This window comes from Copranaerobaculum intestinale, from assembly GCF_009831105.1.
Classification (GTDB): Bacteria; Bacillota_I; Bacilli_A; order Erysipelotrichales; family Erysipelotrichaceae; genus Copranaerobaculum; species Copranaerobaculum intestinale.
Genome location: NZ_WUUQ01000001.1, coordinates 719,957 through 731,585 on the forward strand (window position 1 = coordinate 719,957; position 11,629 = coordinate 731,585).

Annotated in this window: 13 protein-coding genes; all 13 read left to right on the forward strand. The window is 44.7% G+C overall.

The window, feature by feature from the left end; translation table 11 throughout:
- The first annotated feature begins 92 nt into the window (after positions 1–92).
- The 13 genes from GSF08_RS03570 (at position 93) to gpmA (ending at position 11,551) form a co-directional block, all read left to right on the forward strand.
- Positions 93–467, forward strand: coding sequence for a GntR family transcriptional regulator (locus GSF08_RS03570; RefSeq protein WP_160624442.1), 375 nt, complete (start codon positions 93–95; stop codon positions 465–467).
- Position 468: 1 nt separating this feature from the next.
- Positions 469–1,329 carry an ABC transporter ATP-binding protein gene (locus GSF08_RS03575; protein WP_160624443.1) on the forward strand — a complete coding sequence of 287 codons (861 nt, stop codon included), beginning with the start codon at positions 469–471 and terminating at the stop codon, positions 1,327–1,329.
- Complete coding sequence (locus tag GSF08_RS03580; RefSeq protein WP_160624444.1) at positions 1,326–1,958, forward strand: ABC-2 transporter permease; 633 nt, start codon at positions 1,326–1,328, stop codon at positions 1,956–1,958. Before GSF08_RS03575 ends, GSF08_RS03580 begins: the two co-directional genes overlap by 4 nt.
- Positions 1,959–2,078: 120 nt before the next feature.
- A complete protein-coding gene (locus GSF08_RS03585; RefSeq protein WP_160624445.1) occupies positions 2,079–3,731 on the forward strand; it encodes a GGDEF domain-containing protein in 1,653 nt (550 codons plus the stop codon).
- Between the two features lie 93 nt (positions 3,732–3,824).
- On the forward strand, positions 3,825–4,742 hold the full coding sequence (locus GSF08_RS03590) for a PfkB family carbohydrate kinase (protein ID WP_160624446.1): 918 nt from the start codon (positions 3,825–3,827) through the stop codon (positions 4,740–4,742).
- A 125-nt stretch (positions 4,743–4,867) separates the two neighbouring features.
- Complete coding sequence (locus GSF08_RS03595; protein WP_160624447.1) at positions 4,868–6,844, forward strand: BglG family transcription antiterminator; 1,977 nt, start codon at positions 4,868–4,870, stop codon at positions 6,842–6,844.
- A 9-nt stretch (positions 6,845–6,853) separates the two neighbouring features.
- Positions 6,854–7,291 (forward strand): PTS sugar transporter subunit IIA, encoded by a 438-nt coding sequence (locus tag GSF08_RS03600; RefSeq protein WP_160624448.1) that lies wholly within the window; start codon positions 6,854–6,856, stop codon positions 7,289–7,291.
- 34 nt (positions 7,292–7,325) lie between these two features.
- The gene (locus GSF08_RS03605) at positions 7,326–7,613 is read left to right on the forward strand and encodes a PTS sugar transporter subunit IIB (RefSeq protein WP_160624449.1); all 288 of its coding nucleotides are present in this window, start codon (positions 7,326–7,328) and stop codon (positions 7,611–7,613) included.
- Between the two features lie 26 nt (positions 7,614–7,639).
- Positions 7,640–8,920 carry a PTS sugar transporter subunit IIC gene (locus tag GSF08_RS03610; protein ID WP_160624450.1) on the forward strand — a complete coding sequence of 427 codons (1,281 nt, stop codon included), beginning with the start codon at positions 7,640–7,642 and terminating at the stop codon, positions 8,918–8,920.
- Positions 8,921–8,938: 18 nt separating this feature from the next.
- On the forward strand, positions 8,939–9,316 hold the full coding sequence (locus tag GSF08_RS03615) for a tetratricopeptide repeat protein (protein ID WP_160624451.1): 378 nt from the start codon (positions 8,939–8,941) through the stop codon (positions 9,314–9,316).
- An 18-nt stretch (positions 9,317–9,334) separates the two neighbouring features.
- Positions 9,335–10,174 (forward strand): class II fructose-bisphosphate aldolase, encoded by an 840-nt coding sequence (locus GSF08_RS03620; RefSeq protein ID WP_160624452.1) that lies wholly within the window; start codon positions 9,335–9,337, stop codon positions 10,172–10,174.
- A gap of 15 nt (positions 10,175–10,189) precedes the next feature.
- Positions 10,190–10,792 carry a P-loop nucleotide/nucleoside kinase family protein gene (locus GSF08_RS03625; protein ID WP_160624453.1) on the forward strand — a complete coding sequence of 201 codons (603 nt, stop codon included), beginning with the start codon at positions 10,190–10,192 and terminating at the stop codon, positions 10,790–10,792.
- A 72-nt stretch (positions 10,793–10,864) separates the two neighbouring features.
- Positions 10,865–11,551 (forward strand): 2,3-diphosphoglycerate-dependent phosphoglycerate mutase, encoded by a 687-nt coding sequence (gene gpmA / locus GSF08_RS03630; RefSeq protein WP_160624454.1) that lies wholly within the window; start codon positions 10,865–10,867, stop codon positions 11,549–11,551.
- Positions 11,552–11,629: the final 78 nt, after the last annotated feature.

Below are 11,629 nucleotides of genomic sequence, written 5' to 3' on the forward strand. Positions count from 1 at the left end.
AGTCCGTTTTTTCATGCAAACAGTTGACAAGTTTGTGTATAGGGTATATATTGTATATAACCAATATATACAATATTGGGAAGAGGTGAATTATGGATATCATATTAAGTAATGTCAGTGATAAGCCGCTGTATGAACAGATTAGCATGCAGATAAAGAATTTGATCATGACAGGTTCTTTAAAGGAAGGGGACGCTCTTCCATCCATGCGCCAGCTGGCTAAGGAACTGCATATATCTGTCATTACGACCAAGCGGGCATATGAAGAGCTGGAACGCGAGGGTTTTCTTGAAACCTCCACCGGCCGCGGCAGCTTTGTGGCAGGCGGCAATCAGGAAATGCTTCGGGAACAGCAGCTTCGGCAAATTGAGGAATGTCTGCAAAAAGCGGTGGATCTGGCAAAAACAAGCGGTATCAGTACCGATGAAGTAATGGATATCCTGCATCTTCTTTACGAGGAGGATTAAGATGGAAAACATTTTAGAGTTGCGGAATGTGACAAAAGAATATAAGAATTTTACGTTGGATCATGTTTCATTTGCACTGCCCCAGGGTATGATCATGGGATTTGTCGGAGAAAACGGTGCTGGTAAAACTACCACGATCAAAACGATCCTCGATGTGGTGAAAAAGACCAGCGGTGAAATCTATCTATTTGGTCAGCCGATTGAACAGGACAGCTTGCAGATGCATGAAGATATTGCGGTTGTATATGATGATTGTTCGATTTCCAGTTTCTTTAAAATAAAAGATGTGGAGCGGATGTTTAAAAGCTTTTATAAAAATTGGGACACAGCGAAGTTCAATACTTTGACAGAACGTTTTGAGCTGCCCGGGGACAAGAAAATATCTGCCTTTTCCCGGGGTATGAAAATGAAGCTTCAGCTTGCGATAGCCCTGGCTCACAATCCCAAGCTGCTTTTGCTGGATGAGCCGACCAGCGGTTTGGATCCGATTATTCGGGATGAAGTACTTGATATGTTTTTGGAATTTATTCAGGATGAAACACATAGTATTCTCTTTTCCAGCCATATCACTTCAGATATTGAAAAGATTGCGGATTATGTGACATTTATTCATAAAGGAAAGATTATTTTCTGTGAAAATAAGGATGATCTGCTTTCCCACACCGGTCTTTTAAAAATAAAGCCAGCCGTTTTTGAACAGCTTGATCATGATAGCTGTATTCGTTACCGCAAAACTCTGGATCATTATGAAGTATTGATTAAGGATCGTTATGCTTTTCAAAAGAAGATGCCGGATGCGGTCATTGACCGAGTAACGTTAGATGACATTATGCTGATGTATGTGAAAGGAGAAACATTATGAAAGGCTTGATTATCAAGGATCTGCTTTCCTCGAAAGGACTTTTATCAGTTCTGGCGATCGGCGCGGCGATGATGTTTTTTTACAGCTTTCTGGGCATTGATGTAACGGTATTTGTCGTATTCTTCATCGGTCTGCTGGTCAGTGTGAATATGTTTGAGTTTGATGTCCGCTCAAATTGGGATCAGTTGGCTATCACCTTGCCGGTGCGCCGCCGCGATATTGTAACGGCTCGCTACATTTTTATAGGACTCTTGGTGACGGTTGCCCTGATCTTCGGTCTGTTGGTAAATTTCGTGCTGCATCCTGACAGCAATGTCGGCGATATGCTGTTTGAAAACAGCATCGTCATTTCAGTGATCTTTATCTATCTGTCTGTTTACATGCCGATTATTTATAAGTTCGGAGCGATGAAAGGACGTTATATAAGCATGATGATTATCGTGATTTGTGCGGTTGGCGGGTATTTTCTCAGTACCGGGGCATTCTTCGAGAATACGGGACTTGCTATTCTTCATGTTCTGAATGATATTAAGAATTATCTGCCTTATTTGGCGATGGGGCTGGCAGCCGTTTGTTATGTGATGTCGCTGTGTGCCTCTTGGCGGATTTATGAGAAGAAAGAATTTTGATACATTTCTTTGTATTTCGACAAGGTTCGAGGTTTCTATCCTTTATACTGAAATTTGTTTATGAAATATCCTGTCATAATCACCAAAGGAGCATTCATAAGTTAAAGTAGGGAGGCTGTGATGGATAGTCGCTCATCGTTCTCAAATTTACATTTGAAGCAAAAGCCGCTGGACGATCTTTCAGCGGTTTTATGTGCGATTCCTCAGCCTATATGCATAACTGCTCTTGATGAGAAATTTACCGTACAATATCAAAATGATGCGCTGCTGACCATGACTGATACGCCTTTGATGCATATAGCTCAATGGATGCCTTCGGCAGATCTTCATCAAGTGCACGATGAGCTTATTACTTGGGGACAAACGGAAGTCATCGGCGGTACAGCTGTGCCTCAAAGCCAGAAGCACTATCAGCTGATTGGAAAGCTGTATCAGCAAAGCTGTGTTATCTGGGCTATCCAGGATATCAGCTCTGAGTATGAATATAAACAGGCATATGCACATCTGCATGAAGAATATGAAGCAATGATTGAACTCAGCGGTAAGGATTTCACAGTATTTCATATTGAACAAAGGATGCTGGTGCTGCCGAAATCCATGGCTGAGGAATATGGACTTCCGATGATTTGTGAAGATGCACCATACAGCGTCGCCAAACGGCTGTTTCGTGATGAGGACTGTAGAAAGCGTTATATTGATTTTTATGAAAGTATGATCAAGGGAGATACCAGCGGTACTGCGGTCGTGAAATTGTATAATGTGCACGGAGCAAGCGAATGGTTTTCATTGAGCTATACGATGCTTCATGAACATGATCCAAAGATGAAACGAACGATTATTTCACATGAAAATGTGACAGCATCGCGGGAAAAGGAAATTCTGTATCAGAAATGGCGTTGTCGGTTTGAAAAAGCAAAAGAAAAAGCGGTTGCTTATTATGAATATGATTTAAGTGATGACAGCTTTGAAAGTATTACCGGACCGGCGGCGGCACGGATGCTGAAAAATTATACCTTTACCAGCGCGTCGCGTTATATCAGTGAAAATTTTGTCTATGAGGATGATCAAGCAGCCTATCTGCAGATGTTCTCACGAGAAAATTTAATGGTGCAGTTCTACCAAGGCAACATGGAATTTAAGCTGGAACACCGAAGATACCGGGATGACGGCAGCCTCTACTGGGCCAAGACAAGTGTCCAGCTGGTACAGGATCCTTACAGCAATCATATCAAAGCAAGTATTTTGATCAAGGATATCGATGCGACGAAGAAGGAGCAGCTTCAGCTTGTTCGGCTGTCTAAAACAGACCCATTAACCGGATTGCTGAATCGTCATGAGCTGATCAGTCAGTTTGAAGCACTGATTAAAAGCAATCCGCATGAACAGCATGTATTATTGGTTATGGATTTAGATTGCTTCAAACACATCAATGATACCCGCGGCCATTATTTCGGCGATCGCGTGCTGAAGGATGTCGCAAAGCGAATCAGCGCGATCATCCGTGACGGTGATTTATGCGGACGGCTTGGCGGGGATGAATTTATTGCAGTTCTGAAAGGAATCAGTTCACCAACGCTCATGGAAGAGCGACTGACGGAAATCTGTCAGAATCTGATATTTGAATATCCGTCCTTACGTGCAACCATCAGTGTCGGCGTGGCGATGTATCCCGATCACGGCATGGATTTTCATACTTTATATCAGCGCGGAGACGAAGCGCTGTATGAAGTGAAACGGCGAGGCCGCAATGGCTACTGCATTTACGAACCATAAAAGGCGAAACGGCATTTCCGGTATCTGCGGAAATTTGCGGTTTCGCTTTTTCATTGGGATTCGGTATAATGAAAGCAGAAATGAGGGATGGAAATGTGTATTTTATGTATTGGACAGGCAGCCTATGACATCACCTTTCCGATCGATGAACCGATTGTGGAGAATCAGAAATATCGAATCATGGAGAAAATAGAATGCATGGGCGGGCCGGCCGGCAATGCTTCCTATCTGTGCGCACGCTGGGGTGCGGATGCCGTACTGCAGGCTAGGATCGGTGATGATATTTACGGCCATAAAATTTTAAATATCTTGGAATCAGCACATGTTGATACTTCCTGTATTTATGTGGATTCTCGGCTGGAAACCAGTATAAGCGGCATCATTGCGAATCGCAGAAACGGACACCGGACTATTTTCAACTGTCCGCAAAGTACAGAACCGATTGCTTTTCATATGCCAAATCAGCCTGTGGATGTCATTTTAGTCGACGGTCATGAACCCGCCGCATCCTTTGAAGCGCTGAAGCAGTATCCGGATGCAATATCTATCATCGATGCCGGAACGCTGCGTGAGGCTGCCAGAGAGCTTTCCAAGCGAGTGGATTATCTTATCTGTTCTCAGGATTTTGCATATCAGTTCACGAACATCTATGCTAAAAAGGATCGACCGGATGCATGGCCGCCGCTCTTTAAAAAGCTTCATGAGCTGAATCATCATCACATTGCTGTAACGATGGGGGAAGAAGGCTTACTGTACGAGGATGAGACAGGCATTCACGCAATGGACGCTTATCGGGTGAAAGCCGTTGATACATGTGGTGCCGGTGATATCTTCCATGGTGCCTTTGCCTATTGCATGGCAAACGATTATTCATTTGCGGATGCTTTGAAAATCAGTTCGATGACCTCTGCGATATCCGTGGAAAGCTATGGCTCTCAGCTGTCTGTTCCGGATAAAAGAACGGTCAATGAAAGACTGCTAAAAGAGCTGGAAAACCTGGAAGTTATATGACATGATAAGAGTGATGATAAATCGTCACTTTTTTCTTTACCAAGGATTTCCGCAGGCCGTGGAAATTTGCGAACTTTCATTACTGTAAGCGCTATATTATAATCGAGGCGTAAGGAGGAAGCAGGATGGATCTCTATAACAAACGTATTTTAAAACTGCTGCATATGCTGGCGGAAAATAAAAAAGTGTTAAGCAGTGAACAGCTTGCTTTGTCCGTCGGGGTCTCATCCAGAACCGTACGTTCAGATCTGAAGGAATTGGATGCGATGCTGAAAACCAACGGCGCTGCCATTGCGGCGGAGGCAGGACTTGGATATCGTCTGATCGTCCAGAATGAGGAAGCATTTCAAACCTTTCTGGAAAGCATTGATGATGACCAAAGCAGTACCTTAAGCAATAGCCGTGTCGTTCCAAGCGATCCACGCGATCGTGCCATGTATGTGATTCACCTCCTGCTGATGCGAAGCTTAGAAAATCGAACCGCTCCGATTGATCCTGAGGATTTGGCTGATGAACTCTTCATCAGTATGTCGACCTTAAAAAAGGATATGAAGACGATCGATAAAATTCTGAAGCCCTTTGATCTTAAGGTCTTGCTGTCGGCAGCCCGCGGTGTGCATATTCAAGGTGATGAGGCAAAGATTCGTTACTGTATTTCCGAGTTTATTTTTAACCGCAGTCACTTGACTTCACTGGAGGATACTGAATTCTATGAAGATATCTTTCCTTCTCAGGATACCGCTCAAATCCGCGCAATTCTGTTGGAGGTGATGGAGAAATATCAGATACGATTAACTGATATTGCCTTTAAAAATCTGGTTGTTCATATTGTAATCATGATGAAACGGTTTACGGATGAACAGCGAGTTGACTATGATGCTCAAAGCATTCAGATCTTAGAGGCATCCAATGAGTTTCTCAGCGCCCGAGATATTGTGAAAGCCATTCGAGCCGCCATGGGCTATGATCTTGGTGATGAAGTCTACTATTTGACCCAGCATTTGATATCAAGTAAAAAATTTCTGAATACCGATTTCAATCGTGACGGCGATGATTTCGAATTCAAAAGCTCTATTCGTTCTATCCTGGAGGATATCCGTAACGAAACCGGAGTTGATCTGCGAGATGACGCTCAGCTGATCAACGGCTTGGCGGTTCACTTAAATGTGGCGCTTCATCGGATGCGCTTCCACATGAATATCCGTAATGAATTTCTGGATTCGATGAAGAATGCCTATCCGTTTGCCTTTGAACTGGCAGTGAAAGCCAGTGAGATGATTGAACGGATCTTCACGATCAAGACAAATGAGAACGAAATTGGTTTTCTGGCTGTGCATTTCGGCGCGGCGCTGGAGCGTAAGGGACTGAATGAAAAAAGCGCAACGGTGAATGCCATCATCGTATGCGCGTCGGGAATGGCCACAGCGATGCTGCTGAAAGAGAAAATCAAGCAGCATTTCCAGAACCGCATTCATATTTTGAAAATTTGTCCATTATATGAAGTAACCGAGGAATTGATCAGCAGCTGTGATCTGGTTTTGACGACCGTACCGATGGAAGGCGCTCACAGCAATAAAATCATCCGTATCAATTTGCTGCTGGACAGTGAAGATATTCAGCATGTGGAAAAGGTACTGGATCGTACTGAAACAAACAGCTTTCAGCTCAAAAATATTTTTCGCGAGGATCTCTATATGCGGGGGCTTCACTGCCGTACCAAAACGGATGTGCTGGAGACGATCACCAATCGAATGATCGAGCTTCATTATATGAATGAAGCGACGAAACAGTCGGTATTCCGTCGGGAAGAAATGGCGACGACCGAGTTGGGAAGTATGGTAGCGATGCCGCATGCGCTTGAAAATGAGATGGATGAAGCAAATGTAGCAGTAGCGGTATTGGATAAGCCGATCGTATGGGATCAGGAGAAGGTGCAGGTTGTACTGCTTCTGAATATTCCAAAAAGCGCCTATGCGATGTGGGAGGATGTCTTTAAAAGCTTATATACGTATCTGATCCAAGAATTTGGGGTTCACAAGCTGATGAAAGGAAGCAGCTATGATGAATTTATCCGTGATCTGGAATATCAGAGCCGTAAGTAGGAGGTAATTATGGAAGGAATTGTTTTGAATGAAAAAAATGTCCGCCTGAATGTCAAGGCGGAAACATGGGAAGAAGCAATACGAATCGGAGGGCAGCTGCTGGTGGATAACGGCTGTGCAAAACCGTCTTATGTCGACGGTATCATCCGTTCGGTAAAGGAATACGGACCGTATATTATTATCTCAAAAGGATTTGCGATTCCCCATACCCGTCCTGAGGATGGAGCGGTTAAGATTGGATTTTCGCTGATTACGCTGGATAAGCCGGTCTATTTTGATGGAGATGAGGAGCCGGTAAAGGTGATGATCTGCTTTGCGGCAACCGATTCGAAGACGCATCTTGATATCTTGAAGATGATCGTAGAATTTGTGGAAAAGGGTTATATTGAACCGATCAGCAGCATGCATACACTCGCTGAACTGCACGCCTTAGTAGACAGTGAGTAGCAAATTAGGAATTTATTAGGAAGGAGGAACCGATATGAAGATTTTAATGGTTTGCGGAAATGGTCTGGGAAGCAGCTTCGCTTGTCAAATGACTGTGGAAGGAGTACTGAAGGAGCTGGGGGTCAAGGCCGATCTGGATCACTGTGATCTGTCCAGCGCCCGCAGTATGAAAGCAGATCTGATTTTGTCGGGTAAGAATTTTGAGTCGCAGTTTAAAAATCTTGCCATCGAAACACCGCAGATTTTCCTGGATCGTCTGGTTGACAAAAATGAAATCAGGGAAAAGCTCACACCGTTTTTAAAGGAAAAAGGATTAATTTAAAAGGGATTTGAAAGGAAGGAACAAATATGGAAGTCATTAATTTTATCGTTGACAATATTCTGACACAGGCTCCGATCACCATTGGATTGATTGCGCTGCTGGGTCTTGTGCTTCAGCGCAAATCGGTAGGTCAGACGATCTCCGGAACATTTAAAACGATTTTAGGATTCATGGTATTATCTGCAGGTTCGGCAGTTATCGTTCAGGCCTTGACCTTCTTTGGTGCGATTTTTACCAAAGGATACGGGATGCAGGGACTGGTGCCGTCTATTGAAGCGATCAATGGGCAGGCGATGAATGAATTGGGACTGGGAAGTGAAATTGCCTTAACTCTGGGTGCCATTTTCATTGTCAATATCATCATTGCCCGCTTTACCAAATGGAAATATATCTTCTTAACCGGTCAGGCACTGCTTTGGATGTCTACGATTTGTGCAGTATTCGGTTACTATTGTGGTCTGCGCGGGGCAGCGCTGATCGTAGTTGGAGGTGTAGTCGGCGGTATCTTTGCAGTAGCGATGCCGGCGATTGCTCAGCCGTTTGTACGAAAGATTACCGGGAATGACGATATTGCCTTAGGTCATTTCTGTACAGTCGGATATGTATTGACCGCATTGGTATCAAAGCTGTTCGGCGGAAAATCAAAATCCACCGAGGAATTGAATCTGCCGAAGGGATTGGAATTCTTACAGGATACGTATTTATCGATCGGGGTTGTTATGATTCCGTTATTCATTATCACCGCGTTCTTTGCCGGCCCGGAATTTTGTGCAAAGTATGCCGGTAATACCAACTATATCGTATATGCATTTTTACAGGCAATTCAGTTTGTTGTAGGTGTTTATGTTCTGCTTGCCGGCGTTCGTTTGCTGTTAGCTGAGTTGGTACCGGCATTCCGCGGTATCGCAATGAAAATCGTACCGGATGCAGTACCTGCGCTGGACTGTCCGGTTCTGTTCCCATATGCGCCAAACGCTGTGATTATCGGTTTTGTCAGCACTACGATCGGTTCAGTCATCGGTATGTTCTTATTCCCGATGTTCGGTTTGCCGATGATTCTTCCGGGCATGATGACCAACTTCTTTGCAGGCGGCTGTGCTGGTATCTTCGGAAATGCGGCCGGCGGTACGCGCGGTGCGATCATTTCTGGTATCATTCATGGTTTATTCATTACGCTGCTGCCAGCGCTGCTTTCACCGATGCTGGCAGATATCGGCTTTATCAATGCGACCTGCACCGATGTCGATACCATCGTCTGCGGGCTGTTCTATGGCTGGCTGCTGAAGCCGCTGCTGGGACTGTTCTAAAAAGAGGAGTGAGCAGATATGTTTTTTAAAAAAAAGACTGTATCCGAAACAAAAACTGATGAACCGGCTGTCAATCATGATGAGCTGGTAGAGAAAGCACAGCAGCTGATCGAGGAGCTCGCATCAAAGAGCGGTGAAGCACGTATCACATGTCTGGATCAGATTGGCTTATGTTTCAGTGATGCTAAGGAATACGATCAGGCGATCTCCTATCTGGAAACCAGTCTGAATGAGAAAAAAGCGGTCAGTGACGGCTACCGCACGCTTCTGAAACTCTATAACATCAAGCGGAAAGAAGCTGCGGTTATGAAGGATGATGAGAAGCTTCAGTATTATTTAACGAAGATCGATGACATGATGAGAATCTCAAAAGAAGTCATGCGCTCGAATCTATAAAAGGAGGATTATCGAACAATGTATAAGAATCTGGTGGAACTGTTTGAAGAAAATGAAGGAAAAGGAGCAGTTGGAGCGTTTAATCTGCACTGTTTTGAAATGCTGCCGAGCATGATTCATGCGGCTGAAGAATTACAGGTACCGATCATTATTCAAACTTCGCTTGGAACGGCGGAATATATCGGTTTTGAACCGCTTATTGCGGCGGTGAAGGCACTGGCGGAAGGATCCAGCATCAGCGTATGTCTGCATATGGATCACTGCAAGAGTGTTGAAGCATTGAAAAAAGCAATCGACCTTGGCTATTCCTCGGTTATGTATGACGGTTCTTCCCTGCCTATGGAAGAAAATATTAAAAATACGAAGGAAGTCGTAGCCTATGCACGTGCTCATCATGTTTCTGTAGAAGGTGAGATTGGCGCAATCGGAGGTGCTGAGGAAGGCGTTGTAGTAGCTCAAAATGAAGCAGCGTATACAAAGCCGGAGGATGCGCTCTATTATGTTGATCAGACCGATGTTGATGCGCTTGCGGTTGCGATCGGTACGACCCACGGGCAGTACAAATCTAAAGCGAAAATCAACTATGAGCTGCTGGATGAGCTCAAAGCAAAGCTGGGCAGCGTCGGTTTGGTGCTTCATGGGGGGACTGGCGTATCCGATGAGGATATGAAGCGCTGTGTGCGTGAGGGCATGAAGAAAATCAATGTCGGAACCGAACTCAACAAATCTTACATTGAAGAGGTCAATGCCTCTTTCCCGGGCGCAACTCCATTGACGTCCCTGCGTAAGCTGTTTACACCGGCAAATGAGCATATCAAACGTATCATCCTGGAAAAAGCTTCTCTGTTTAAATTGTAATAAAGGAGGGAAACAATGAAAAAGACAATGGTTCTGCTGGCCGGTTATCCCGGCACCGGAAAATCCTATTTATGTGATCAGATCGTAAGCATCGCTTCGGACTTTCTCATTGTTTCTCAGGATGTGATCAAAGAGGCGATCTTTGATGAGGAAGGCTTTGACGATCTGAAGCAGAAGGAGCAGCTGACCCTGCGCAGCTGGGAGGTCTACTATCAACAAATAGAAACATATATGAAGAAAGGCCGGCGGATCATATCCGATTATCCGTTCAGTGAGAAACAGCGGCCTCGCTTGGCTGCCTTATGTGAACGGTATGGTTATGAACCGATCACAATTCGGCTGCTGGCTGATTTGAATATATTATATGAGCGTCAGCGTAAACGCGATCTTGATCCGACACGACATTTATCACACATCATGTCCCATTACCATAAAGGGGATGTTATGAAAGATCGCCTGCAGGCAGATGGTCTGCTGAGTTATTCGGTATTCATCGATCGCTGTACCACCCGCGGTTATGATACCTTTCAGCTCGGACATCTGATTGAAGCTGATGTTACTGATTTTTCCGAGGTGGACTACCCGGCAATCCTAAAACAACTGCAGGCTTATTTATGAGACAGACGATCGTCTGTCTTTTTTTCGCCGATTAGGAATTTTTACATATACTGGTCTATAGGAGGATAACTTATGGAACTGGTATTGCTGAGGCATGGGGAAAGTGTCTGGAATCGGGAAAATCGTTATACCGGATGGACGGATGTTGATCTGAGTGAAAAGGGGCATGAAGAAGCGAAGCAGGCGGGAAAACTGCTTCAGGATTACGGCTATCAATTTGATGTATGCTATACATCGTATTTGAAGCGGGCAATTCATACCGCATGGGATGTTTTGGATGAAATGGATTTAAGCTGGATCACCATCCAGAAAACATGGCGGCTGAACGAGCGTCACTATGGAGCACTGCAGGGGATCAATAAAACGGATACTGTAAAAAACTATGGCGAGGAGCAGGTTCGGCAGTGGCGCCGCTCCTATGCGGTTGTGCCGCCCTTGTTGAAACCGGGCGATGCCCGATGTCCCAATCGGGAAGCAAAATATCAAACGGTGCAGCCAACGGATCTGCCCCGCGGCGAGAGTCTGGAGATGACGGTAGCACGAGTCGTTCCTTATTATCAGCAGGTCATCCAGCAGGCAATGCTCAGCGGCCGTAAGGTTTTGGTAGCGGCTCATGGTAACTCTTTAAGAGCGCTGCTTATGTATATTGAACAAATAGATGAAGCGGATATCTTATCGCTGGAGCTACAAACAGGAGTTCCGATTATTTGCCGGTTTGATGAAGACGGAAACTTTATTGAGCGATTTACGCTTCGCTAAGGGACGGTTATTGCTCACAAAAAAGCGGATAAAGCAAGTGTTTATCCGCTTTTTCCATATTCATCCTAAAACATTCCA

Excerpts from the sequence above, each read along its gene's own strand:
- GSF08_RS03580 (WP_160624444.1), top strand. The coding sequence starts at position 1,326 with ATGAAAGGCTTGATTATCAAGGATCTGCTTTCCTCGAAAGGACTTTTA.
- GSF08_RS03610 (WP_160624450.1), top strand. The coding sequence starts at position 7,640 with ATGGAAGTCATTAATTTTATCGTTGACAATATTCTGACACAGGCTCCG.
- GSF08_RS03600 (WP_160624448.1), top strand. The coding sequence starts at position 6,854 with ATGGAAGGAATTGTTTTGAATGAAAAAAATGTCCGCCTGAATGTCAAG.
- GSF08_RS03620 (WP_160624452.1), top strand. The coding sequence starts at position 9,335 with ATGTATAAGAATCTGGTGGAACTGTTTGAAGAAAATGAAGGAAAAGGA.
- GSF08_RS03605 (WP_160624449.1), top strand. The coding sequence starts at position 7,326 with ATGAAGATTTTAATGGTTTGCGGAAATGGTCTGGGAAGCAGCTTCGCT.
- GSF08_RS03575 (WP_160624443.1), top strand. The coding sequence starts at position 469 with ATGGAAAACATTTTAGAGTTGCGGAATGTGACAAAAGAATATAAGAAT.
- GSF08_RS03625 (WP_160624453.1), top strand. The coding sequence starts at position 10,190 with ATGAAAAAGACAATGGTTCTGCTGGCCGGTTATCCCGGCACCGGAAAA.
- GSF08_RS03570 (WP_160624442.1), top strand. The coding sequence starts at position 93 with ATGGATATCATATTAAGTAATGTCAGTGATAAGCCGCTGTATGAACAG.
- GSF08_RS03590 (WP_160624446.1), top strand. The coding sequence starts at position 3,825 with ATGTGTATTTTATGTATTGGACAGGCAGCCTATGACATCACCTTTCCG.
- GSF08_RS03595 (WP_160624447.1), top strand. The coding sequence starts at position 4,868 with ATGGATCTCTATAACAAACGTATTTTAAAACTGCTGCATATGCTGGCG.
- GSF08_RS03615 (WP_160624451.1), top strand. The coding sequence starts at position 8,939 with ATGTTTTTTAAAAAAAAGACTGTATCCGAAACAAAAACTGATGAACCG.
- gpmA (WP_160624454.1), top strand. The coding sequence starts at position 10,865 with ATGGAACTGGTATTGCTGAGGCATGGGGAAAGTGTCTGGAATCGGGAA.
- GSF08_RS03585 (WP_160624445.1), top strand. The coding sequence starts at position 2,079 with ATGGATAGTCGCTCATCGTTCTCAAATTTACATTTGAAGCAAAAGCCG.